The sequence below is a fragment of the Rhizobium sp. CC-YZS058 genome (genome assembly GCF_034720595.1).
Lineage (GTDB): Bacteria > Pseudomonadota > Alphaproteobacteria > Rhizobiales > Rhizobiaceae > Ferranicluibacter.
Map to the genome: position 1 here is coordinate 3331358 of NZ_JAYESJ010000001.1, position 24169 is coordinate 3355526.

General features: G+C 66.2%; 24 protein-coding genes. 12 read left to right on the forward strand and 12 right to left on the reverse strand.

Annotated features, from left to right (window positions below; translation table 11 throughout):
- Nucleotides 1-7: 7 nt before the first annotated feature.
- On the reverse strand, nucleotides 8-655 hold the full coding sequence (locus U8330_RS15950) for a response regulator transcription factor (protein WP_323106233.1): 648 nt from the start codon (nucleotides 653-655) through the stop codon (nucleotides 8-10).
- 99 nt (nucleotides 656-754) lie between these two features.
- Entirely contained in the window at nucleotides 755-1204 is a 450-nt protein-coding gene (locus U8330_RS15955) for a hypothetical protein (RefSeq protein ID WP_323106234.1), read from the reverse strand.
- A 126-nt stretch (nucleotides 1205-1330) separates the two neighbouring features.
- Here U8330_RS15955 and U8330_RS15960 point away from each other — a divergent pair, with 126 nt between their 5' ends.
- On the forward strand, nucleotides 1331-1678 hold the full coding sequence (locus U8330_RS15960; protein ID WP_323107321.1) for a DUF952 domain-containing protein: 348 nt from the start codon (nucleotides 1331-1333) through the stop codon (nucleotides 1676-1678).
- Nucleotides 1675-2760 (forward strand): quinone-dependent dihydroorotate dehydrogenase, encoded by a 1086-nt coding sequence (locus tag U8330_RS15965; protein WP_323106235.1) that lies wholly within the window; start codon nucleotides 1675-1677, stop codon nucleotides 2758-2760. The genes U8330_RS15960 and U8330_RS15965 overlap by 4 nt, the downstream gene beginning before the upstream one ends.
- On the opposite strand, the gene U8330_RS15970 is transcribed toward U8330_RS15965, so the two are convergent.
- The 3 genes from U8330_RS15970 to U8330_RS15980 all read right to left on the reverse strand — a co-directional run bounded on the left by U8330_RS15970 (nucleotide 2739) and on the right by U8330_RS15980 (nucleotide 5000).
- Nucleotides 2739-4106, reverse strand: coding sequence for an MATE family efflux transporter (locus U8330_RS15970; protein ID WP_323106236.1), 1368 nt, complete (start codon nucleotides 4104-4106; stop codon nucleotides 2739-2741). The genes U8330_RS15965 and U8330_RS15970 overlap by 22 nt on opposite strands.
- A 101-nt stretch (nucleotides 4107-4207) precedes the next feature.
- Nucleotides 4208-4717 (reverse strand): CAP domain-containing protein, encoded by a 510-nt coding sequence (locus U8330_RS15975; protein ID WP_323106237.1) that lies wholly within the window; start codon nucleotides 4715-4717, stop codon nucleotides 4208-4210.
- A 16-nt stretch (nucleotides 4718-4733) separates the two neighbouring features.
- Nucleotides 4734-5000: a DUF6460 domain-containing protein gene (locus U8330_RS15980; protein WP_323106238.1), complete on the reverse strand. Its 267-nt coding sequence runs from the start codon at nucleotides 4998-5000 to the stop codon at nucleotides 4734-4736.
- Nucleotides 5001-5163: 163 nt separating this feature from the next.
- Here U8330_RS15980 and U8330_RS15985 point away from each other — a divergent pair, with 163 nt between their 5' ends.
- From U8330_RS15985 to U8330_RS16000, 4 genes are all read left to right on the forward strand, one after another.
- Nucleotides 5164-6105 (forward strand): methyltransferase domain-containing protein, encoded by a 942-nt coding sequence (locus U8330_RS15985; protein WP_323106239.1) that lies wholly within the window; start codon nucleotides 5164-5166, stop codon nucleotides 6103-6105.
- 205 nt (nucleotides 6106-6310) lie between these two features.
- Nucleotides 6311-6943 carry a YitT family protein gene (locus U8330_RS15990; RefSeq protein WP_323106240.1) on the forward strand — a complete coding sequence of 211 codons (633 nt, stop codon included), beginning with the start codon at nucleotides 6311-6313 and terminating at the stop codon, nucleotides 6941-6943.
- 155 nt (nucleotides 6944-7098) lie between these two features.
- Nucleotides 7099-7854: an ABC transporter substrate-binding protein gene (locus tag U8330_RS15995; protein WP_416236869.1), complete on the forward strand. Its 756-nt coding sequence runs from the start codon at nucleotides 7099-7101 to the stop codon at nucleotides 7852-7854.
- 118 nt (nucleotides 7855-7972) lie between these two features.
- A complete protein-coding gene (locus tag U8330_RS16000; protein ID WP_323106241.1) occupies nucleotides 7973-9229 on the forward strand; it encodes an FAD-dependent oxidoreductase in 1257 nt (418 codons plus the stop codon).
- 74 nt (nucleotides 9230-9303) lie between these two features.
- On the opposite strand, the gene U8330_RS16005 is transcribed toward U8330_RS16000, so the two are convergent.
- On the reverse strand, nucleotides 9304-9591 hold the full coding sequence (locus tag U8330_RS16005; RefSeq protein WP_323106242.1) for an Rmf/CrpP family protein: 288 nt from the start codon (nucleotides 9589-9591) through the stop codon (nucleotides 9304-9306).
- Nucleotides 9592-9676: 85 nt separating this feature from the next.
- The gene (locus U8330_RS16010) at nucleotides 9677-9871 is read right to left on the reverse strand and encodes a hypothetical protein (protein ID WP_323106243.1); all 195 of its coding nucleotides are present in this window, start codon (nucleotides 9869-9871) and stop codon (nucleotides 9677-9679) included.
- A 163-nt stretch (nucleotides 9872-10034) separates the two neighbouring features.
- On the opposite strand from U8330_RS16010, the gene U8330_RS16015 reads away from it, so the two are divergent.
- The gene (locus U8330_RS16015; protein ID WP_416236870.1) at nucleotides 10035-12569 is read left to right on the forward strand and encodes a ligase-associated DNA damage response DEXH box helicase; all 2535 of its coding nucleotides are present in this window, start codon (nucleotides 10035-10037) and stop codon (nucleotides 12567-12569) included.
- A gap of 51 nt (nucleotides 12570-12620) precedes the next feature.
- Nucleotides 12621-13349 (forward strand): ligase-associated DNA damage response endonuclease PdeM, encoded by a 729-nt coding sequence (gene pdeM, locus U8330_RS16020; RefSeq protein WP_323106244.1) that lies wholly within the window; start codon nucleotides 12621-12623, stop codon nucleotides 13347-13349.
- 21 nt (nucleotides 13350-13370) lie between these two features.
- Here the strand turns inward: pdeM and U8330_RS16025 are convergent, their stop codons facing one another.
- The 5 genes from U8330_RS16025 to U8330_RS16045 all read right to left on the reverse strand — a co-directional run bounded on the left by U8330_RS16025 (nucleotide 13371) and on the right by U8330_RS16045 (nucleotide 20143).
- Nucleotides 13371-14132, reverse strand: a complete 762-nt coding sequence (locus tag U8330_RS16025) for a class I SAM-dependent methyltransferase (RefSeq protein WP_323106245.1) — start codon at nucleotides 14130-14132, stop codon at nucleotides 13371-13373.
- Between the two features lie 10 nt (nucleotides 14133-14142).
- Complete coding sequence (locus tag U8330_RS16030) at nucleotides 14143-14379, reverse strand: Lrp/AsnC ligand binding domain-containing protein (RefSeq protein ID WP_323106246.1); 237 nt, start codon at nucleotides 14377-14379, stop codon at nucleotides 14143-14145.
- Between the two features lie 82 nt (nucleotides 14380-14461).
- Nucleotides 14462-15250, reverse strand: coding sequence for a TIGR02186 family protein (locus tag U8330_RS16035; protein ID WP_323106247.1), 789 nt, complete (start codon nucleotides 15248-15250; stop codon nucleotides 14462-14464).
- Complete coding sequence (locus U8330_RS16040; RefSeq protein WP_323106248.1) at nucleotides 15250-16176, reverse strand: sulfite exporter TauE/SafE family protein; 927 nt, start codon at nucleotides 16174-16176, stop codon at nucleotides 15250-15252. The genes U8330_RS16035 and U8330_RS16040 overlap by 1 nt, the downstream gene beginning before the upstream one ends.
- A gap of 187 nt (nucleotides 16177-16363) precedes the next feature.
- Complete coding sequence (locus U8330_RS16045; protein ID WP_323106249.1) at nucleotides 16364-20143, reverse strand: peptidoglycan-binding protein; 3780 nt, start codon at nucleotides 20141-20143, stop codon at nucleotides 16364-16366.
- Nucleotides 20144-20491: 348 nt separating this feature from the next.
- On the opposite strand from U8330_RS16045, the gene U8330_RS16050 reads away from it, so the two are divergent.
- The 4 genes from U8330_RS16050 to U8330_RS16065 all read left to right on the forward strand — a co-directional run bounded on the left by U8330_RS16050 (nucleotide 20492) and on the right by U8330_RS16065 (nucleotide 24163).
- Entirely contained in the window at nucleotides 20492-22276 is a 1785-nt protein-coding gene (locus U8330_RS16050) for an acyl-CoA dehydrogenase C-terminal domain-containing protein (RefSeq protein WP_323106250.1), read from the forward strand.
- Between the two features lie 98 nt (nucleotides 22277-22374).
- Entirely contained in the window at nucleotides 22375-22593 is a 219-nt protein-coding gene (locus U8330_RS16055; RefSeq protein WP_323106251.1) for an antitoxin, read from the forward strand.
- Nucleotides 22593-22925: a type II toxin-antitoxin system PemK/MazF family toxin gene (locus U8330_RS16060; protein WP_323106252.1), complete on the forward strand. Its 333-nt coding sequence runs from the start codon at nucleotides 22593-22595 to the stop codon at nucleotides 22923-22925. Before U8330_RS16055 ends, U8330_RS16060 begins: the two co-directional genes overlap by 1 nt.
- A gap of 29 nt (nucleotides 22926-22954) precedes the next feature.
- A complete protein-coding gene (locus tag U8330_RS16065; protein ID WP_323106253.1) occupies nucleotides 22955-24163 on the forward strand; it encodes an acetyl-CoA C-acetyltransferase in 1209 nt (402 codons plus the stop codon).
- Nucleotides 24164-24169 lie beyond the last annotated feature (6 nt).

The window sequence follows — 24169 nt, forward strand, 5'->3', positions numbered from 1 at the left end:
GGGGCGCTCAGGCGGGAACGGTGGTCAGCCGCGCCAGCTGGATCACCGCCTGCGTTCGGCTGTCGACATTGAGCTTGAGAAGGATGGCGGAGACATGCGCCTTGATCGTCGCCTCCGAAACCCCGAGCTCATAGGCGATCTGCTTGTTGAGCAGGCCTTCCGCCAACATCGAGAGCACGCGCGACTGCTGCGGCGTCAGGGTCGCGAGCCGCTGGACGAGGCCGCGAAGATCGGCATCCTCCGCCCCGCCTCTGCGGATGCCTTCCGGCGCATGGACATCGCCGGCCATGACGGTCTCGATCCCTGAGCGGATGTCCTCGATGCTCGACGATTTGGGCAGGAAGCCGCAAGCGCCGAGCGCCAGGCTGCGCTCCACCGTCGACGCATCGTCATGGGCTGAAACGACCATGATCGGGAGCGAGGGAAACTCGGCGCGCAACGCCATCAGCCCGGACAGGCCGCTGACGCCCGGCATGGTGAGATCGAGTAGAAGAAGATCGGCCTCGGGATGAGCCTCGGCCGCCGCGCGCGCGGCCGAAAAATCGCCGGCCTCCACGATCAGCGCGCCCTCGGCCGCACTGGCAAGCGCCTGACGCATGGCGCCGCGAAACAGCGGATGATCGTCCGCCACGATGATCGTCATCCTGTCCGTCATGATGTTCCCTCCCAAGAACGCATGCTGACGAAGAGCAGACCCTGGGCGCTTGAGGCCATCATCCCGGCAGGGTGACGGCGAAGGCTCGGCCCATGGGCATCACGTTTTCTGGGGCTGGCTTCCGGGCTCTGGGGCGGGGCTCCTCTCCCCACCGTCGAGATCGCGGACGATCCCCATGAAACTGCGCATCATTCTTTCCATGAGGCCCATGGTCTGGTCAATCTCTTCCTGCGTCGGCAGGCGCGGCGAGAAACGCTCGGCCGTCGGCTCCGCCGCCTTTTCCAGCGCCTCGACCCGTTTGGTCAGAAGATCGAGTTCCAGATCGTAGGCCGTCTTCTCGTCGGCCGCCATGCGGCAGGTCATCTGGCCCTCAGCCTCCTGGCAGAGCGTCACCTCCCCCGTCTGCGTATCGAGCCGGGCGATCCCGCCCTCCACCCGCTGCATCGCATAGCGTCCGGGTGCCGCCTCTTCGGCGAGCGCAGCGCCGACGCCAAGCGCGGCTGGGCAGAACAGCAGGGCGGCTGCGAGGGGAAAAGCGTGTCGGGTCATGGGTCCGTCTCCTGTCGAAAGGGGCAGAATGGCCTGTCGGTTGTGGACAATTGCGCATATTTGCGGCAAGTCCACGACAGACGCGCAACCGCGCCGGCGCGGGGGCCTAGGCTTGCAGGGCAGATGATGAGCGGCATTGTTTACAAGATTCTCCCCGCGCCGATGTGGGCGGCGGCGCGTGAGGCCGGCCTGTTCACGGGCGCACCGGTGGACGAGGCCGACGGCTTCATCCATTTTTCCACCGCCGACCAGGTGCAGGAGACCGCGCGGCGTCACTTCGCCGGACAGGACGACCTGATGCTGCTCGCCATCGACGGCGATGCGCTGGGCGAGGCGCTGGTTTATGAGCCCTCTCGCGGGGGCGCGCTGTTTCCGCATCTTTACGGGCCGATGCCGGTTTCCGCCGTGCTGAGCGCGCATCCCCTGCCGCGCGCACCCGATGGCACGCATCGTTTTCCCGAGCCGCTCGCATGAGGATCCGGATCGACGAGATTGCCCGCAAGGCCCTGTTCCTGACCGATCCGGAACAGGCCCATGGCCTGTCGATCAAGGCGCTGAAGACCGGGCTGGTGCCCGGCGCGCCGGCGCCGGCCGATCCGCGCCTGCGCCAGACCATCGCCGGCCTCGCCTTCCCGAACCCGATCGGCCTTGCCGCCGGCTACGACAAGAATGCCGAAGTGCCGGAAGCCCTGCTGAAGCTCGGTTTCGGCTTTACCGAAGTCGGCACGCTGACGCCGAAGCCGCAGGCCGGCAATCCGAAGCCGCGCATCTTCCGCCTCGTTGCCGACGAGGCGGTGATCAACCGGCTGGGTTTCAACAATGAGGGTCATGCCCCGGCGCTGGAGCGGCTGAAGGCCTGCACGCGCGGCGGGCTGATCGGCGTCAATATCGGCGCCAACAAGGATTCGGCCGACCGGATCGACGATTACGTGCAGGGGATCCGCACCTTTGCCGGTGTCGCCAGCTATTTCACGGTCAACATCTCCTCGCCCAACACGCCCGGCTTGCGCGACCTGCAGGCCCGCGAGAGCCTGGGCGCCCTGCTCTCGGCCGTTCTCGCCGCGCGCGATGGGGAGGTGGGTGCCGGCGCGCGCAAGGTTCCGGTGTTCCTGAAGATCGCCCCGGACCTCAGCGAAGAGGGCATGGACGATATTGCAGCCGAAGCGCTGGCCCATCCGCTCGACGGGCTGATCGTGTCCAACACCACGCTGTCGCGGGACGGGCTCCGCGACGTCCGGCAGGCCGGCGAAGCGGGCGGGCTTTCCGGCAAGCCGCTGTTTGCGGCCTCCACCATCGTGCTTGCCAAGATGCGCCGGCGCCTGGGACCCGGCCTGCCGATCATCGGCGTCGGCGGGGTTCACAATCTTGAGACAGCGGTGGCCAAGATCGAAGCCGGCGCCGATCTCGTGCAGCTCTATTCCGGAATGGTCTATCAAGGACCGAGCCTGCCCGGCCGGATCGTGCGCGGCCTTTCCAAGCTGTGCGACGCGCGTGGCCTCACCTCGATCCGCGAGCTGCGCAACAGCCAGACCGATCACTGGGCCGCGAAAGCCTGAGCCGCACGGCGCGGGACCAGCCGGAGCAGGAAGAGCCCGCGGCAGACAAGAAACAGGTTGAGCGCTGCCCAGAGGCCGTGATTGCCGAAAGCCGGGACCAGCACCGCAATGGCTGCCAGATAGACGAGGAAGGCGGCGATCATCATGTTGCGCATGTCGCGCGACCAGGTGGCGCCGATGAAGACGCCATCCATCAGGAAGGCGAGCGCTCCGGTGAGCGCGGTGATGGCCGCCCAGGGCAGGTAGAGCGTGGCCACCGCCCGCACATCCTCGGCCGTCGTCAGCGTTTCCACCACAAAGGTGCCGATCAGGAAGAAGATCAGCGTCGTCAGCGCGGCGAGCGCGAAGGACCACACCGCCGTCATCTTCAGCGCCCGGTCGAAGGCGGGGCGATAGCGCGCGCCGATGGCCCGTCCCGTCAGTTGCTCGGCCGCGTTGGCGAGCCCGTCCAGATAATAGCCGGCGACCATGAAGATCGTCATCAGTACCGCATTGGCGGCCAACGTGACCGGGCCGAAGCCGGTGCCGACGCGGGTCATGAGCAGGAAGGTCGCCAGCAGGACGAAGGAGCGGATCATGATGTCGCGGTTGAGGCTGAACAGCAGCCGCAACCGTGCCGGATCGCGCAGGCGCGCCAGCGGCGGGCGGAACCGCCGGTCGAACCGCGAGAAGACGAGGGTGAACCCGATCAGCGCCCCGGCGATCTCGCCGGTCATGGTGGCGATGGCGACACCCGCCACGCCCCAGCCGAGCACGAGGCCAAGCGTGATCGACAGCACGATGTTGACGCCGTTGATCAGCGTCTGGAGCACGAGGCCGAGCGTGCCCTGCCCGCGGCCGAGCACATAGCCAAGGATCGCATAATTGGCGAGCGAAGCGGGTGCCGCCACGATGCGCCAGAAGAAATAGGTGCGCGTGACCGCCTCCACCTCCGGCCCCGGCGAAAGCACCAGCAGCCCCAGCCACAGCAGCAATGGCGAGGCAAGCGCCAGCACCAGGCCGGAGCCGAGCGCGATGACGAGCGAGCGCCAGAACACCGCCTGCTCCTCCACTTGGTCGCCGCGCCCATAGGCCTGGGCGACGAGGCCGGTCGTGGCCGAGCGCAGGAAGTTGAAGGTGGTGAAAATGAGGTCGAAGATGACGGCGCCGACGGCCAGGCCCGCCAGCAGGATCGCATCGCCCAAATGGCCGATAACCGCCGTATCGACGAGGCCGAGCAGCGGCGTGGTCAGGAAGCCGAGCGTCATCGGCACCGCGATCGACAGGATCAGCCGGTTGGTGACGAGAAAGGGGCCGCCCGCGTGGCGGGCTTCGCCGGCGGGCGCGGTGTCGCTCTCGATGCGCATGGAAATGTCCGGTGTGAGACCGTCAACGCGGTCAGTCAGGCGTTGCGCTTACCAAACCCGCTTCGCCCCGGCGCGTCCAATGAGTTTTGCTGATAGGGCGATCAACCGCCGGCCGAGAGCACCGGCGGCGTGGAAAGCACCATGGCCCAATAGGGATGATTGCCCGATTTCGGATTGCGCATCACGGCCACGCCGAGGCCGGTGTAGCGCGGCCCCAGCATGTTTTCGAGATGTTTGGGCGAACGGAACCAGGCATCATAGGCCTTGGCGGCGTCGGCCTGGCCGACGGCGATGTTCTCCGCAGCCGGCAGGGAAACTCCCTGGCTCTTCATCCGGTTGAGGAAACTGTCGGTCAGCCCGATCAGATGCGCCATCTTGCCGGCCTTGGCCATGCGATCGGCCTGCGAGAGCGCCGCCTTGGCCGCTGCCGGGTCACGGGACAGGGGCCCGAGCCCGCGGCTGCGGCGCAGCTGATTGACGAGGCCGAGCACCGCTTCCGTTTCGTCGCTGCCCGAGCCTGGCGGTCCAAGCACTTCGGTCGTGGTGCAGCCGGCAAGCGCGGCAAGCGACAGGGCGGCGGTGCCCGCCAGGAAGGTGCGGCGGCTCGTCATGGAAACCCCGTCCATCTCAGCGCCGGAAGCTCAAGAGGCGCAGGATGAAGAAGACCGGGATGACGACCACGGCACCGATGACCAGATAATCGCCGACGGCGCCCAGCGCGTCGAACCCCGAATGCCAGAGATCGAGGAGGAAGTAGCGCACGCCGTCGAAGATCTCATAGGGCGTCCAGCCGAAGAAGGTCATGACGAACCCGACGATGATCGACACGATCACCAGCTTGACGATCACCCGAAACGGCGAATCGCCCAGAAACCTGTTCAGACCTTCGGCCATCGGCCCCTTCTTCCTTTCTCGTTCTTCCACCGCCTTGTGCGGCCAAACTTTTTGCGCCGCAAGCGGCTCGTACTCACAGGGGGCCGGTGCCCGCTTGATTTTCGCCGGCTGCGGACCCTATCTGCGCTTGCCCCAAGGCCCTCCGCTTTCAAGGACCCCGCATATGACCCCGCATCAGCTCAGCTCCGGCGATCTGCTTGCCGACCGCCGTGCCGAATATGCCCTGATGCTGGCGGACGCCGGCGACCATGCCGGCGCTGCGGATCTCGTGCGCCAGGCGCTGGAGCTTGCGCCCGGCTGGGCGGCCGGCTGGTTCCGGCTCGCCGACTATGAGGAGAAATCCGGCCGGAAAGAGGCGGCGATCGCCGCTCTCGACACGGTTCTGGCCTTGAGCCCGGACGATCTGTTCGGCGCCGGGCTGAAGCGGGCCGTGCTGCGCCAGGAGGAGGCGCCGGCGCCGGTGCCGAGCGCCTATGTGGCCCGCCTTTTCGACGATTATGCCGATCGGTTCGACACGGCGCTCGTGGAGCGGCTGGAGTATACCGTGCCGCAGGCGCTGGCCGCCCTCGTCCTGCCGCTCATGCCGGAGCGCCCTCTCCCACTCGCGGTCGATCTCGGTTGCGGCACGGGCCTGTTCGGGTCCGAGATCCGCACGGCGGTCAAGCGGCTGGAGGGCTTCGACCTTTCTGCCGGCATGCTGGCAAAAGCGACCGAGAAGGGGCTCTACGACCATCTTGGCCAGGCCGACCTTTCCCTGCCCGCCGAAACCTCGGGCCTTTTCAACAGCGCGCTGGCCGAAGGGCGGGCCGATCTCGCCTCGGCGGCCGACGTGCTGATGTATCTCGGCGATCTCAAGGCCCCCTTCGCCCTGCTTCCGCGCCTGGTCCGAGCGGGAGGGCTGCTCGCCTTCTCCGTGGAAGATGCGGGCGAGGATGGCGATGTCGTGCTGCGCCCCTCGCTGCGCTACGCCCATTCGGAAGCCTACATTCGATCGCTTTGCGCACAGTACGGCTTCCGCATCGTGACTTTGGAGCGAAGGGCCATTCGCAAAGATGCCGGAAACCCCATCTTCGGCATCCTGTTCGTTGCGCAGCGTGACCCGTGAGCGCAACATTGCTGCGAAGTTGGAATAGGTCAGCAATCCTTACATATTTTGCTTGCCGAACAGGGCGAAAAGCCTGATCTTGAAGGGGTCGGAGCGGCTCGGGCTTCCCCCTTCTCCCCGCCAGACGTCATCGAAATACTTCTTGACGCCGCGCCGGCTCACCGGCGCTCGCCCTCGCTCGCCTTTCTCTTGCGGAGTTTGCGCCATGACCCTGATGACCGCTCTCGGCGTGTGGAACAGCAACGCCACCCGGCATTCCCCTCTCGAAGACGTGCAAGGCGTGCTGACGGGCAGCCTCGTCTCCGCGCTCGGCCTCTACCTGCTGGCAAGTGCCGGCCTTTTGACCGGCAGCACGGCGGGCGTCGCCTTCCTTCTCCATTATGCCTTCGGCGTCAATTTCGGCCTCTCCTTCTTCCTGCTCAACCTGCCGTTCTTCTATCTTTCGCTGAAACGGCTGGGGCTCGCCTTCACGCTCAAGACCTTCGCGGCCATCGCGCTGACCTCCCTGATCGCCGACCTGCAGTCGCGCTTCCTCGTCATCTCCTCCATTCATCCCGGCTGGGCGGCGCTGCTTGGCGGGTTGCTGCTCGGCTATGGATTGCTGGCGCTCTATCGCCATCGCGCAAGCCTCGGCGGCGTCGGCATTCTCGGCATCTACCTGCAGGAGCGCTTCGGCATCCGCGCCGGGCTCGTGCAGCTTGCCATCGATCTCTGCGTGCTCGCCGCCGCCTTCTTCGTCACCACGCCGCCGATCGTGCTCTATTCGGTGCTGGGCGCCGTGGCGCTCAATCTCTTCCTGACGATCAACCACCGCGCCGACCGCTACATCGCTCTTTGAGCCTCGTCCCCGCCGCGCAGGCGCGATGCGAGCGGCCCCGGCAGGCATCTTGCCGCACGTCGAACCCCGTCCCCTACATTCTGCGTCTTGTGCGCCGCAGCGACTGCGTTAGGCTGCACTGGCCGACGACGGCTTAAAAAGAAGGAACAAGGGGAATGCGCGTGAAGACGATCCTGATGACCGCTGGCCTGATACTGGCCGCGACCGGCCTCGCCCGGGCCGAAGACACGATCACCATCGCGACCGAAGGTGCCTACCCGCCCTTCAACTATGCCGATACGGACGGCACGCTGAAGGGCATGGACGTCGATATCGCCAATGCGCTCTGCGAGGAAATGAAGGCCAAGTGCACGATCGTCTCCCAGGAATGGGACGGCATGATCCCGGCTCTGACCGCCAAGAAGTTCGACGCGATCGTCGCCTCGATGTCGATCACCGAGGAACGCAAGAAGCAGATCGACTTCACCAACAAATATTATTCGCAGCCGCTTTCGGTCGGCGTGATGAAGGACAGCGCGGTGACCGGGCTGACGCCGGAGGACATGAAAGGCCACACGATCGGCGCACAGGGCTCCACCACCCAGGCCGATTATGCCGAGGACCACTATGGCAAGGCCGGCGCCGAGGTGAAGCTCTACCCGAGCAACGACGAAGCCACCGCCGACCTGCAGAACGGCCGTCTGGACGCGCTGATCGTCGACAAGTTCGTTCTCGTCGACTGGCTGAACAAGGACGGTAAGGACTGCTGCAAGCTTCTGGGCGATGTTCCCGGCACGCAGACGGAAGTCGGCATCGGTCTGCGCAAGGGCGATCCGTTGAAGGAAAAGTTCAACGCCGCGATCGACGCGATCGTCAAGAACGGCACCTATGCCAAGATCAACAAGAAGTATTTCCCCTTCGACATCTATTGATCCGTTGACCGGCCTGCCGGTCTGCCGAACCCTCCGCCGGAGTGCAGTCGCCTGCGCTCCGGCTTTTGCATTCGCGCCGCCTGGCCCCCAGCTGCGGCGGACTCGCATGGTGAAATGAATGGTGACCGTCGATTGTCTTGTTCTTGGTGCCGGAATTGTCGGCGTCAGCGCTGCGCTTCATCTCCAGGACCGCGGGCGCTCGGTCCTCCTCCTCGATCGCGCGGCACCCGGCCACGGCACGAGCTATGGCAATGCGGGGCTGATCGAGCGCTCCTCGGTCGTTCCCTATGCCTTCCCGCGCAAGCTCTCCGCACTTCTTGCCTATGGAATGAACCGGCGATCGGACGTGCGCTATGACTGGTCCTATCTGCCGAAGATCGCGCCTTTCCTGCTGCGCTACTGGCAGGCTTCGGCCCCGAACGCTCTGGAGGCTTCCGCCAGGGCGCTGCTTCCGCTGATCGAGGCTTCGATCGACGAACACAAGGCGCTCGCCCGTCGCGCCGGCGCGGAAGGACTGATGCGGGCCGGCGGCTGGGTGTCGCTCTACAAGGATCCCGCCGCCTTTGCCCTGGCGGCGAAAGAAGCCGAGGCGCTGCGATCCTCCCACGGACTTGCCGTTTCCGTGCTCGACCGCGCAGCCTTCCTGACCCTGGAGCCGGCCTTCCATGCGGGAGCATCGATCGCCGGCGCCGTTCACTGGCGCGATCCGCTGACGGTGGAAGACCCGCTTGCCCTGACCACCGCCTATGCCGGGCTCTTCACCCGTGAGGGCGGACAGATTGCGATCGGTTCGGCAGAGAGCCTGCGCCGCGAGGGAGAACTCTGGCTCGTCGAGACGTCGGAGGGGAGTGTCGGGGCGCGTGACGTGGTCGTGGCGCTGGGGGCGCAGTCCGCCACGCTGCTCGCCCGCTTCAATCTCAGGATCCCGATGGCCGCCAAGCGCGGCTATCATCGCCATTATCGCCAGGCGGCGAGCGGCATGCCGGATCGGCCGGTGGTGGACGAGGAGGCCGGCTATGTGCTGGCGCCGATGCGGCAAGGTCTCAGGCTGACGACCGGCATCGAATTCGCCTCGTTCGATCGTGCCGCCAACGCCATCCAGCTCTCCGCCTGCGAGACGGCAGCGCGCGGCCTGCTCGACCTTGGGCCGCCGGTGGAGGCGCAGCCTTGGCTGGGCTTTCGCCCCTGCTTGCCGGACATGAAGCCGGTGATCGGCGCCGTTCCCGGTCAAGATGGTCTCTGGTGCGATTTCGGCCACGCCCATCACGGGCTGACGCTCGGGCCCGTCAGCGGACGGCTGCTGGCCGATCTCGTGACGGGCAAGCCAGCTTTTGCCGATACTGAACCCTTCTCGCCTGCCCGTTTCGGGCGCTGACCCTGCGGGGCAAGGGTCCGCGCCGTTCAACGTTTACCCTGCAGACCAACGCCTGATCGAGAAACCTGTCCTTCTCAGCGTTCACCGCCGAAGCCGGAGAGCCAGGCCTTGCGCCGCGCCTGATCGGCCAGTCCATAGGGGCAACGGGCCATGGAGCGTCCCTCGAAGGCCGCGCGCCGTCCTTCAAGCCGCAACCGACGGATGTCAGCCGCGCAAAGCTCGGCGGGCATGGCCGGCAGGCTGTAGGCCTCGGCAAGGCTGAGACCGGGCCGGCGCTCCGCTGCCACCCCTGTGCCAAGGCCGATCTGCGCGAGCTCGGCGGGAGCCGCGCTCTCGACCCGTTCTTTTTCCGTGAAGCTCATGATCACACCCTTCCCGTTTCGAAGGACACCCAAACCATATTACTCCTTTCGGAACCGCTAAGGCACGACATTTTTTCGTAATCCATCAAGGGCCCGGGCGCACGCCGGTCTGCGGCGCGGCCTCGTCCATCGCCTTGCCCACGGCGCTCTTTTCCTTGGACTCACCCTTGGCGGCGCCACTCTCCTGGCGCGCCAGTTCACGGTCGATCGTGGCGCGATCGCCCTCTGCCGGCTCCTGCAGGATATCGTTTTCCGCGGCCTTCGGCTGTGCCTTGTCCATCGTCGTCTCCTTCCGTTCTTCCGGTTGTGACAGTGAGGTGAGAACGGTGCCTCGTGCGGAAGGTTCCGCGAGAGCCCGGCGCCGGTGCGCTAGCGTTCGAAAGCAGCCGGCACTGCGCGGCCGATGATCTTCAAATTCGCCGCGGCGAGGCTACATTGAGGACGTGAACCAGCTTTCCGCACCTCCCCCCGCCGGCACATCCGGCCCGCTTGTCCTTCCACCGCCGTTCCTGCGCTGGTTCGCGGACAAGGGCTGGCAGCCGCGTGCCCATCAGCTCGACCTTTTGAGCCGGACGCGGGCCGGGGAAAGCATGTTGCTGATTGCGCCGACCGGCGCCGGCAAGACGCTGGCCGGCTTCCTGCCGGCGCTGACGGCGCTCGCCGAGCGCGGCAAGGTGCCGCCCGGCAGCGGCTTTCGCGGCATCCACACGCTCTATATCTCGCCCTTGAAGGCGCTCGCGGTCGATATCGAGCGCAATCTGATGAAGCCCGTCAGCGAGATGGGCCTGCCGATCCGCATCGAGAACCGCACCGGCGACACGCCGCAGGCCAAGCGCCAGCGCCAGAAGGTGAACCCGCCGGATATTCTGCTGACGACGCCCGAGCAGGTGGCACTGCTGATCGCCAACGGCGAGGCCGAGCGCTTCTTCAAGGACCTGAAATTCGTCATCTTCGACGAGCTGCATTCGCTGGTGACCTCCAAGCGCGGGCATCTCCTGGCCCTGGGCCTGGCACGGCTGCGCAAGCTCGCGCCGGACCTGACCACGATCGGCCTTTCGGCGACAGTCGCCGACCCCATGGACCTGCAGCGCTGGCTGGTGTCGCAGACGCCGGAGGAGGAGCGCCATGCCGGCGTGATCCTCGTCGAAGGCGGCGCCAAGCCGGAGATCTCGATCCTGAAGAGCGATGGGCGCGTGCCCTGGTCCGGACATTCTGCGCGCTATGCCATGGCCGAGGTCTATGAGGCGATCAAGCGGCACAAGACGGCGCTGCTCTTCGTCAACACGAGGAACCAGGCGGAACTGCTTTTCCAGGAGCTCTGGACGATCAACGAGGACAGCCTGCCGATCGCGCTGCATCACGGTTCGCTCGATGCCGGCCAGCGGCGCAAGGTGGAGGCGGCGATGGCGGAAAACCGCCTGCGCGCGGTCGTGGCCACCTCGACGCTCGATCTCGGCATCGACTGGGGCGATGTCGATCTCGTGATCCATGTCGGCGCGCCGAAGGGCGCCTCGCGTCTGGCCCAGCGCATCGGCCGGGCCAATCACCGCATGGACGAGCCGAGCCAGGCGATCCTGGTGCCGGGCAATCGATTCGAGGTGATGGAATGCCAGGCGGCGCTCGATGCCAATTATCTCGGCGCCCAGGACACGCCGCCTGTGGGACGCGGGGCGCTGGATGTGCTCGCCCAGCACGTGCTCGGCATGGCCTGCGCCGCCCCTTTCGATCCGCTGCTCCTGTTCGATGAGATCACCAGCGCCTCGCCCTATCGCGCGCTTGAATGGGAGACCTTCGAGCGCATCATCGATTTCATCGCCACCGGCGGCTATGCGCTGCGCACCTATGAGCGCTACGCCCGGATCCGCAAGACGGAAGACGGGCTCTGGCGGGTTTCGAACGGCAAGGTGGCGCAGCAATATCGGCTGAATGTCGGGACGATCATCGAATCGCCCATGCTCAATGTCCGGCTCGTCAGCGGCAGTCGGCGCTCCATGCTCGGCCGCGGCGGGCTGACGCTCGGCAAGGTCGAGGAGTTCTTCCTCGAAATGCTTTCTCCCGGCGATACGTTTCTCTTCGGCGGCAAGGTGCTGCGCTTCGAAGGCATCCGCGAAAGCGAGTGCCTGGTGACGCAGGGCTATCAGATGGACCCGAAGATCCCCTCCTATGCCGGCGGCAAGTTTCCGCTCTCCACCTACCTCGCCAGCCGCGTGCGGCGCATGCTGGCCGATCCCGAAGCCCATGGCGACCTGCCCGATCAGGTGCGCGACTGGCTGGCCGTGCAGCGCGATGTGTCCATGCTGCCGCGCGAGGACGAGCTGCTGGTCGAGACCTTTCCGCGCGGCAACCGCTTCTTCATGGTGGCCTATGCCTTCGAGGGGCGGCTGGCGCACCAGACGCTCGGCATGCTGCTCACCCGCCGCATGGACCGGGCCGGGCTGCAGCCCATGGGATTCGTCGCCACCGATTATTCGCTGGCGATCTGGGCCATGGAGGATCTCGGCGCGGCCTTTGCCGCCGGGCAGCCCTCGCTCGGCGAACTCTTCGACGAGGACATGCTGGGCGACGATCTGGAAGCCTGGCTCGACGAGAGCTTTCTTTTGAAGCGCACCTTCCGCAACTGCGCGATCATTGCCGGCCTGATCGAGCCGCGCCATCCCGGCAAGGAGAAGACCGGCCGGCAGGTCACCGTGTCGAGCGACCTTATTTACGACGTGTTGCGCAGCCATGAGCCGGACCACATCCTTCTGGAAGCGACGCGCAACGATGCGGCAACAGGGCTTTTGGATATCGGCCGGCTTGGCGATATGCTGGTGCGAATCAAGAGCCACATCACCCACTTGCCGCTGACGCGGGTGTCGCCGCTGGCCGTGCCGATCATGCTGGAGATCGGCCGCGAGGCGGTGCCCGGCCAGTCGCAGGATCTGCTGCTGGCGGGAGCCGCGGACGAGCTGATCTCGGAGGCGATGGGCACAGACTGACCGGCCACCGAAACTTCGGTCCGGCGCGAAAGACGAAGACCGAACGAGACCATGAGCCGACTGTCCCATGCCCTTCGCCGCCTCGGCGAAACGCCGCCCACGCTTCCCGAGCGGATCACCGTCAACGGCGTCGAGGCCGTGTGCGATCCCCTGGGCGGGCTGTACCTGCCGGAGGACAAGGTGCTGATCGTGTCCGATCTGCATCTGGAAAAGGGCTCCGCCTTTGCCCGCCGCGGCATGATGCTGCCGCCCTATGATACGCTGATGACGCTGAAGCTGCTCGAAGTGCTGATCGCCAGACACGATCCGAAGGTGGTGATCAGTCTCGGCGACGCCTTTCACGACCGCAAGGGCGCGGCCCATATGCCTGCCCCCTTCCGCGCCATGATCGAGACCATGGCGCGCGGGCGCGAATGGATCTGGATCACCGGCAACCATGACCCGGAGGCGCCGGCCGGCCTGCCCGGCCAGTCACTCGAGATGCTGCGGCTGAACGGCCTGACCTTCCGCCATGAGCCGGAAGCCGGCACTGCCGCCGGCGAGATCGCCGGACATCTGCATCCGGCCGCCACCGTCCGCCGGCGCGAGACGCTGGTTCGGCGCGCCTGCTTCGCGACCGATGGCGCCCGGCTCGTCATGCCGGCCTTCGGCGTCACCACCGGCGGCATGGACCTGGCGCACCGCGCCTTTTCCGGCCTTTTCGAACAGGCGCGGCTGATGGCCCACATGCTCGGGCGCGACCGGATCTACTCCGTCCGCTTCGACCGGCTGCTTGCCTGACGAGGCAGGCCGGAACGACCCTCACATCCGATAGAGATAGAGCCTCGTCTGCCGTGCATCGTCCACCTGCACGATGCGCTCCGGCGTCTGGTCCGGCACGGGAAAGCTGTTGCTGACGAAAAGCGACCCCGGCCGCATCTCCGCCCGCGCCTTCTCAAAGAGCTTCGGCATCGGCACGGGCGAAAGGAAGCAGTAGACGAAGTCATAGGCCGAAAGATCGGCCTTCCAGAGGCTGAGGCGCTGGAACCGCGCATTGGCGAGGCCGGAGACCGACAGCCTGATCCGGGAAGCGAGATAGGGCAGCGGGGCGTTCTCGATGCCGGTCGCGAAGAGATGCGGGCCGCGCCGGGCGAGCGGCAGGACAACGCTGCCGAGCCCGCTGCCGAGATCGACCAGCTTTCGCGCGCCGGCCTCCTCCGCCAGCTCCCCCAGCGCGGCCGCCGTTGTGGCATTCGTGAGGTAGAGCGGCACGCGCTCGCCGGCGCTGTTCCAGGAAATGAGCAGGGTCAGCACGAAGGCCGCGAGAAAGACCCAGGCCGGCAGCTGGATACCGTAGACGACGAGGAAAGGCATGAGGATCTGGACCGGGAGCCAGATCCGCGGCAGGCGGAACCCGGCCGTCAAGCCGGCGGCAATCAGCCCCTGCGCCAGCAATGTCGCCCTGCGGTCCTCGAAGGGCAGCAGATGAGCAAGGAGCGCACCAGCCACCTGGGCGGCGATCACGGCCGCGAAGACCAGGAGCCGTCCGGTCGCGGGCCTGCGGCCCTGAGGCTGGTCCGCCATTCCCGGTCCGTCAGAAGGCGTTGAAGGTCAGCGTGGTCAGCGAGCGGCTGATGCCCGCCACCGTGGCGATGTGATCATTGATGAACTTGCCGACATCCTGGCCTTCCTCGATGTAGATCTTGATCAGCAGATCGTACTCGCCGCTCGTCGAATACATTTCCGAAACGATCTCCTTCTTGTAGATCGCATCGGCCACCGCATAGGTCTGGCCGGGGGTGCATTGCAGCTGAACGAAAATCGGCTTCATCTCGGTCTCCTCGATCCCTTTCGCGCAAGCGGCCGGGCTGCCTGCCGAGATAACCTGTTTCGCCGCCCTGTCAAAGCCTTGGTCAGTCGCGGCGGAAGATCAGGCTGGCGGTCCAACCGGTGATGATGGCGAGCAGCACGGCGATGACGCCATAGAGCAGCGGCTTCTCCTGCGCGGCCTGGGTGATCGCCGCCTCGAGCCCCGTCTTGACCACGCGGAGCGGCAGTGCCTTGGCGGCAACGAAGGTGCCATCGCGGAAGAGAAAGGCCCGCACCACATGGGTGCCGTTCGGCACATCGGCCGGCAGGCGCACCGAGGCCTTGAACAGGCTGGCGCTGATGAACTGCACGCCGCCCGAATCGCGCTGATAGACCCCGCTCGTCTCCCGCAGCCGGCGGAAGGCCTCGCGGAACTCGGTCACGCCGCTGCCATCGCCGATGAAGCCGATCGGCGTCAGCGTCAGATGCGAAACGCCGATGCCCATATTGTTCATCTCCTCGGCCGGCGCGATCGCCTCGATATCGCGCGTGGAAGAGACGGAATAGGATTCCGGCACCAGCTCGAAGGTCATCGCGCGGGTGTTGATCCAAATGCCGAAGACGCGGGTCTTCTTGCGCACCGTCGCGCTTTCCTTCGGACCTTCCAGGGAGACGACGATATCGTACTTGCCCTGGGCGAGCAGATTGCCGTCGAATCCGTCGATCGCGCCGAAGATCGTCAGGTCCGCGCCACGAAAATCGGAGGTGATGGCGATCTCGTTGGTGGAGATGCCGATATCGAGCTTTTCGGGAAACTCCGCCGGCGCCTGCTGCGCCAGAGCGGGGAGCGAGAGCGCGAGGCTGGTCAAGAACGAGAGCAGAAACCGGCGCATCAGAAGCCTCCACTGGCGGAGACGATGGAATAGATATCCTCCGGCGGCAGAACGAGCTCGATGGCGAGGCGCAGGCCGACGGCCAGCACCAGCAGGGCCAGAAGCGCCCGCAGCTGCTCGCCGCGCAGCTTCTGGCCGACGCGCACGCCATATTGCGCGCCGATCACGCCGGCGATCATCAGCACGAAAGCGAGCACGATATCGACCGAGCGGTTGGCGCTTGCCTGGACGATCACCGTATAAGCGGAGACGAAGATGATCTGGAAGAGCGAGGTGCCGACGACGACATTGGTGGGGATGCGCAGGAGGTAGATCATGGCCGGAACCATGATGAAGCCACCGCCGACCCCCATGACCGAGGTCAGCACGCCGATGCAGAAGCCGAGGCCGGCGACGGGAATGACGCTCAGATAGATCTTCGACTTCTTGAACCGCATCTTCAAGGGCAGCCGGTGAACCCAGCCATGATGGCCGGGCCGGCGCAGCGACAGCGGCTCGTTGCGCTTGGCACGGCGCATGGCCCGCAGGCTTTCGATCAGCATCAGCGTGCCGACCGTGCCGAGCAGCAGGACGTAGGCGAGCGAAATCACGAGATCGAGCTGGCCGAGCCGGCGCAGGAGCCCGAAGATCCAGATGCCGACGGTGGCGCCCAGAAGACCACCGACAAGCAGGACGCAGCCGAGCTTGATATCGATCGTGCCGCGGCGGAAATGGGTGATGGCGCCGGAGATCGACGAGGCCACGACCTGGTTGGCCCCGGTGGCCACGGCCACGACCGGCGGAATGTTGTAGAAGATCAGCAGCGGGGTGATGAGGAAGCCGCCGCCGACGCCGAACATGCCCGACAGGAAGCCGACCGCGGCGCCCATGCCGAGGATGATGAGAATATTGACCGACAATTCGGCAATCGGCAGATAGACCGTCACGACAGGACCTCGATGCCATGCGAAGGCCGCCCGCCGGAAAACGGAGGGCGGCTGGATGCGGCTCAGCGGCCCTTTTCGGAGCGCCGCCTGTTTTTGCCATACGATACGGCCCGCCGGCCAGGAAGCGCCAAGGGCGACATGGCAGGGTCCGTCTGGTCCTTTTTCCTCGCCGCGCGGCGCTTTGGCCTCAACCGTTGCGCTTCAGGAGTTCCTTCACCAGCGCATCGGTGATCTTTCCGGTCGGCTCCTGGCCGATCGAGGTCTGGAACCCCTTGATGGCGGCGATCGTCTTCGCGCCAAGCTCGCCATCCGGCTTGCCGGCGTCGAAGCCGTTGTTGTTGAGGATTGCCTGGATGTTGCGCACGGCGCGCTTCATGTCGACGCTCGAGGTCTTCTCCGCCTTGCCGACCCAGGCATCCGGCACCGTCACATCATTGGCGGCGGCATCCGGCGTCGTGATCTTGAACGCGTCGACGGCGGCCTTAGCGCGGGCGAGCTGTTCGGCCGACAGCGTCTTGGCAACCTCCTCGCTCTTGGCTCCGGCATCGGCGTCGCCTTCCTTGGCGGCCACGGCGAACCATTTGTAGGAGGCTTCCAGATTCTGCGGCACGCCATTGCCACGGGCATAGAGGATGGCGAGGTTGAACTGGCTGTCGCGCACGCCGAGTTCGGCCGCCTTTTCGAACCACTTGGCCGCGGCCGTGAAGTCCGGCGGGGTGACGGCCGACCCGCTGGCCAAAAGCACGGCGAGATTGTGCATGGCGCTGGCATTGCCCTTGGTGGCGGCCTGCTCGTAGAGCGCGCGGGCCTTGACCGCGTCGCGCGGTACGCCGGAGCCCTTCTCGTAAAGGCTGGCCAGGCGATATTCGGCCGGCGTCAGGCCGGCATCGGCGGCCCGCTGGTACCATTGCGCCGCCTTGGCGAGATCGGCGGCAACGCCGCGGCCTTCGGTGTAGACGGTCCCGATTTCGAAGAAGGCTGCCGGGTCGCCGCTGCGGGCGGCATCGGCGAGCGCCTGCGGCTTGATCTCGGCCGGAACCTCGACCGGGGCGGCGGCAAGCGGCGCGGCCTCTGCCGGCGTGGCAGCATCGACCTTTACGGCAGCGGGTGCTGCAGCTTCGGCCGCGGGCTCGGTGACCGCGGGCTCTGCGGCGTCGGAAGCAGAAGCCTCGGCCGCAGGTGCCGCCGCCGTCGGATCCTCGACCGTCGCCTCACCGGCCACTGCCGGCGCCGCGGGTTCGGAGGGAACAGGCTCTGCAGAGGCGGCAGGCGTGGAAGCGGTGGCGCTCGAAGCGCTCTCCACCGGAGCGGCAGCGTCCGCGCTGCCGGAGATCGTGGCGGCTCCGTCCTCGGATGCGGGATCGGCCGGGGCTTCGAGCGGCTGTTCGACCACAGCGGCCGGCGCGGCGGCATCCCCGGTGAACATCGGCACGAAGGTCTTGTAGGACAGGATGGCGAGCAGGATGGCGCCGACGGCCATCAGGATCGGCCGGCGCTTGGCCGCAAACAGGCTGGTCTTGCCGCTGGCTTCCGCCCGCAGCGGCGCACGCGTCTGCGTGTCGGCCTCTTCGGCGGCAAGCTTGGCGGCGCGGCGCGCGGCGGTGATGAAGTCCGACTTGTCGCCCTCGCCCACGCCCGGTCCGCGGGCCGTCTGTCCGGCTCGAACGCGCTCCAGGATCTTCTTGACGTCCGGCACGCCGGAGCCCGGCTCCAGCGGCTGGTTGGCAACGTCCGCGGCGATCGGGCCGTCCATGTCGACCCGGGGCTCGGCAACGGCATTGGTGACCAGCGCCGTTTCCGACTTCGCCGTGCGGCGCGAGAAGCGGCGGGTGAGGCCGGCCAGGAAACCGGTCTTGGCTGGCGCCGGCTCGGCGGTCTCATCCACCGGCTCGAGGAAGGGATCTTCGAGCGCGGCCGACAGGTCCGGTGCCGGCTGCGGCGCAGCCTGGCCGAAGGTCAGGGTTTCGGAAGGCGCCGCGTCACGCACCATCGCCGGACGCTCGGCCGGCTGCGGGCGCGCTTCGGTCTCGGCTGCTGCGCGCTCGTTGAAGAAGAGAGGGGTTTCGGCGCGCGGCATCGGCGCGGATTTGAAGAGCATCTGCTCCTGGTGCCGCTCCTCGATCCGCTCGAGCTTGTCGGCAATATGCACGAGCGTTTCGTGCAGCGCTTCGAAGGTGCGCGCGGTGCGCTCCTCGCTGGAGCGGCTCAAGGTTTCGAGCGTCTTCAGATCGTCGGCAAGCGAGGAGATGGCGGCGATATCGGCCGGAGCGGCACCGGCGGCCTGGCCGATGCCGTTGCGCGAATAGGCCTCCATGACCGCCTCGGCCGCCTGGCGGGCGGCTTCGATGATATATTCGTCGCTGGAGGCCAGATAATCCTCAAGCGCGCTCATGCGGCCTTCGAACTCCGGCGCGATGACCACCGGGGCCGCCTCGCGCGGCTGGCTGACGAGCGAGGACAGATTGGCGATCTGGTCCTGCAGGCTGCGCAGCACGGCGCCATCGTCATAGGGGGCGGCCTGGGTTTCCTGCAGGCGGAGCGCGATGTCCGTCAGCTGGTCTTCCAGACGGGCGAAACGATCGGCCTCTTCATGCTGGGAGACCGACGGCATGTCGAGCTCTTCGATCCGGCGCGAAAGCGCATCCAGCCGATCGGCCAGCGCCTCGTTGAAGGTGCCTTGGTCGAGCGCATCGATCTTGCGGGAAATGTCGGTCAGGTGATCGGTGAGATCCGGCTGGTGAGCGGCGCGTTCGGCGCGCTCCATCATCAGCGAGAGCTGGTCAAGGCGCTCCTCGAGCCGAGCGGCCGCCTGGGCATTGGCCAGATCCTCGACGCGCAGCGCCAGGGTTTCGATCCGGCTCGAAAGCCCGCTCTCGTCCGGTAGCGCCAGACCGTCGATCTGGCGGGAAAGATCGGCGAGCCGCCCTTCGACACGGAGGACGCCGGGGCTATCGGCAGTCCGGCCGCTGGCAACAATGGCGCGGCTGATCTCGTCCAGCCGCTGGTCGAGATCGGCGAACTGGCCGTCGAAGCGACGGTCGTCCGGCTGCATGTTGCGGGCCATGAGGTCGATGGCCTGGGCGACGGCATAGAGCTTGTCTTCCAACGCGTTGAGCGCCGGACCGGCATTCAGCGTGCCGAGCTGCTGCTTGATCTCGTCGAGGCGATAGGCGAGCGCAACGAGTTCGTCGTCGCGGCTGCTGTCGGAGAGCGACAGCGCTTCCTCGACGCCGTTCCAGCGGGTCTCCATCCGCCGGACGCTGTCTTCGCGGGCCAGCCCGTCGATCATCCGGCGCAGATCGTCGAACTCGGCGCGCAAGGCATCCTGTTCGGCGGAGGGCGCCTGGTGGCCGAGCGTGCTGATGCTCTCGGCCAGCCGCTGAAGATCGGAGCGGATATCGACCGCAAGGCGATCGTCCTGGGCGGCTTCGGCCTTGATTCCGCGGATTTCGGCGCGCAGAGCCATCATTTCCCGCGTCAGCCCATCCTCGATATCGCGCTTGAGCTCCTGGCGGAGCCCGACCAGCGCATCGGCGATCTCGCGCATGGCCGTGTCGGACATGGCAGGCTGACGAGTGGATTCAGGTTGAGACGCGCGAGACGAATGACCTGCCGTATCGCTCGGACGGCGATCGTCATAGGTGGCCGCGACAGGGCGCGGCGGCGCGGTGCGCAGCGTGTCCGGCCGGTTGGCTGCCCGCTCGAGGCGGCTTGCGGCCAGCGTGCGCTGGCGCTCCAGAATTTCCGAGATCGCGTCGGCACGGGAGGAGATGGACCGGTCGCTGCGCTCGGGCGGCATCGGCCGCGCGGCGCGATCCGAAGCGGCGGCCGGCATCAGTCCCTCGATCCGCGCTTCCAACCCCTCGATCGTCCGGTTCAGCGCTTCGAGCGAGGCGCTGTCCCTGCTACGGGCAGTCTCCTGAGCCCTAAAACCCTGGCGCGGAGGAGTTGGTCGCGATCCGTTCATGTCTGCTTCGCCTCTCTTAGCGGCACCACCGGACAAAGGGCAGGCAGCGCCCCCTTCCCGACTTCATCGAGCGCCATGATGACCGAACCCGCGGGATGCATCCGGAATCAACAGTGACCTCTCCAAGCGCCACTTTCACGAAACGTGGTAAACAACCCGTTAAGGTTCGTTCGTATTTTTTAACCTTTCTTGCCGTTGCCTTGCCGCGGCGGCTGCGCAGCCATGCGAGGGGACGGGAATTGCCGCTCTCCGTCATTTTTGACGTTTACGCGCACGTCAAATTTCGCTAGCCTCGTCAGAGAGGATATGGTCGGGCCTGAGGCGGGCCCGCGGCGAGGACAGGAACTGATGCCCATCTACAAGGCTCCGGTAGACGATACGCTCTTCATCTTGAATGCGGTGCTCGGCATCGAGCGCCACAACAATCTGCCGGGCTTTGCCGAAGCGACGCCGGACATGATCGAGGCGATCCTCGGCGAGGCGGCCAGGCTTTCCGAAGATGTTCTGTTCCCGATCAACCTTTCGGGCGATCAGGAGGGCTGCACCCGTCATCCGGATGGCTCGGTCACGACACCCAAGGGGTTTCGCGAGGCCTATGCGCTCTATCGCGACAGCGGCTGGCTTGGCCTTGCCGTGCCGGAGGAGTTCGGCGGCCAGGGCCTTCCCTATACGCTGCACACGGCGGTCGCTGAATACATGTCGTCGGCCAACATGTCGCTGATGATGTATCCCGGCCTGACCCAGGGTGCGATCGCCGCGATCCTCGTTCATGGCTCGCAGGCGCAGAAGGACGCCTATCTGCCGAACATGGTTGCCGGCCGCTGGACGGGCACGATGAACCTGACCGAGCCGCATTGCGGCACCGATCTCGGCCTGCTGCGCAGCCGCGCCGTGCCGCAGGCGGACGGCAGCTACAGGATTTCCGGCCAGAAGATCTTCATCTCCGCCGGCGAGCACGACATGGCGGAGAACATCATCCACCTGGTTCTCGCCCGCATCGAAGGCGCGCCGGAGGGCACCAAGGGTATCTCTCTGTTCATCGTGCCCAAGCATCTGGACGACAGCCGCGCGCCGAACGGCGTCTCCTGTGGCGCGATCGAGCACAAGATGGGCATTCATGGCAATGCGACCTGCGTGATGAACTATGACGCGGCGACCGGCTTTCTGCTAGGCGAGACTAATCGCGGCCTGAACGCCATGTTCGTGATGATGAACGAGGCACGGCTCGGCGTCGGCATGCAGGGGCTCGCGATCTCCGAGATCGCCTACCAGAATGCGGTTGCCTATGCGCGCGAGCGGCTGCAGGGCCGGGCGCTCTCCGGTGCCAAGGAGGCGGGGAAGAAGGCCGATCCGATCATCGTTCATCCCGACATCCGCCGGGCGCTGATGACCATGCGCGCCTTCAATGAGGGCGGGCGCGCCTTCGCGCTCTGGACCGCGCTGCAGTCGGACATCGCCCACCGCTCCGCCGATCCGGCCGAACGCCAGCAGGCGGACGATCTGCTCGGCCTGATGACACCGATCCTGAAAGGCGTGCTCACCGATCGCGGCTTCGACCATGCGGTCATGGCGCAGCAGGTCTATGGCGGCCACGGCTATATCGAAGAACACGGCATGAGCCAGTATGTGCGCGATGCGCGCATCGCCATGATCTATGAAGGGGCGAACGGCATCCAGGCCCTCGACCTCGTCGGCCGGAAGCTGGCGCTGAACGGCGGACGCGCGATCATGGCGCTCTTCAAGGAGATCGGCGATTTCTGCGAGGAGAACCGCAACGACGCGGCCATGGCGCCCTATACCAAGGCGCTGAAGAAGGGCCTGACCGACCTGCAGACGGCGACCATGTGGTTCATGTCGAACGCCATGGCCAAGCCCGACAATGCCGGCGCCGGCTCGACCGACTACATGCACCTCGCCGGCCTCGTGGTCATCGGCTACATGTGGGCGCGGATGGCGAAGACGGCACAGGCCGAGCTTGCGGCAGGCAGCGAGGGGCGCGACGCCTATCTCGACGCCAAGCTCGTGACCGCCTCCTTCTATATGAGCCGCATCCTCCCCGAGACCGCGCTCCGCCGCACCCGCATCGAAGCCGGCGCGGAGACGATGATGGCGCTGGACGCGGCGGTGTTTTAGGAAGGCTTGATCATTCAGGCGTAGAGTTATATATTTGTATAACTTGTGAGGGAGATGCCATGCCTGTTTCAACAATCCGCGGTGTAGGCGGCTCAGCGATGATGACCATTCCACGCGCCGTCATGGACGAGCTTGGTCTGCATCTGAACGACAAGGTCGATGTCACAGCGGAGAGCGGTCGTCTCGTCGCCGTTAGTACCCGCCCACGCTACGCGCTTGAGACACTGATCGCGCAATGCAAGCCAGATGCGGCCTGGGAAGAAAGCGAGCGCGAGTGGATGGACGTGCCGGCGCTCGGCAATGAGACGACCGATTGATGGATCGCGGCGACATCTGGTTTGTGGATCTTGACCCCACGCGCGGGCACGAGCAGGCAAAGGCGCGACCGGTCATGATCGTTTCGCCGCAGGTGTTCAACATGCTTGGCGTCCAGTTGATTGCGCCAATCAGCAGTGGCGGTGCTTTTGTGCGCATGCGCGGCTTTGCCGTTCCGCTGCCCGAGGGAAACATGAAGACCAGGGGTGTCGTTCTCTGCCATCAGATCCGAACGGTGGATCTGCAGGCAAGACACGGGCGCTTCGTCGAAAAGGCACCGGACGCCGTGGTGGACGACGTTCTGGCCCGCCTCCAGACACTTTTCGAATACTGATCGACGCTGACGTCGAATGGGAGACACCGATGACCGACGCCTTCATCTATGACCATGTGCGCACGCCCCGGGGGCGTGGCAAGAAGGATGGGGCGCTGCATGAAGTGCCGAGCGTGCGGCTGGCCGCGCGCATGCTGGAGGCGCTGCGCGACCGCACCGGGCTCGATACGGGCCAGGTGGACGACATCATCATGGGCTGCGTCGATCCGGTGATGGAAGCCGGCGCGGTGATCCCCAAGGCGGCCGCCTTCGAGGCCGGCTATTCGACGACGGCGCCCGGCATGCAGATTTCGCGCTTCTGCGCGTCGGGCCTCGATGCCGTCAACCTCGGCGCCGCCAAGATCGCGCAAGGGGCGGACGACATCGTGATCGCCGGTGGGGTGGAGAGCATGTCGCGCGTCGGGCTCGGCATGTCGGGTGGCGCCTGGTTCATGGATCCGTCCGTCAACGTGCCCGCCTATTTCATGCCGCAGGGCGTCTCCGCGGATCTGATCGCCACCAAATACGGCTTCTCGCGCGATGACGTGGATGCCTATGCGGTGGAAAGCCAGAAGCGAGCCGCCCATGCCTGGACGAGCGGCTATTTCGACCGCTCGGTCGTGCCGGTCAAGGACCAGAACGGGCTGGTGATCCTTGACCGCGACGAGCATATGCGCCCCGGCACCGACATGCAGGCGCTGGCCTCGCTCACACCGTCCTTCCAGATGCCGGGCGAGATGGGCGGCTTCGAGGCCGTGGCGATCCAGGCCCATCCGGAGATCGAGCGGCTGAACTATGTCCACCATGCCGGCAATTCCTCCGGCATCGTCGATGGCGCAGCCGCCGTGCTGCTTGGTTCGAAGGCGGGAGGCGAGGCGCTGGGGCTCACCCCCCGCGCCCGCATCCGCGCCTTCGCCAATATCGGTTCCGATCCGGCACTGATGCTGACCGGCCCGATCGACGTGACCGAGAAGCTGCTCGCGCGCGCCGGAATGACGCTTGCCGATATCGATCTCTTCGAGCTGAACGAGGCCTTCGCAGCCGTCGTGCTGCGCTACATGCAGGCCTTCGACATCCCGGCCGACCGGATCAACGTCAATGGCGGGGCGATCGCCATGGGCCATCCGCTCGGCGCCACCGGCGCCATGATCCTCGGCACCGTTCTCGACGAGCTGGAACGGCGCGACCTGAACGTGGCGCTGGTGACGCTCTGCATCGGCGCCGGCATGGGCACGGCAACGATCGTCGAACGCGTGTGAGAGGGA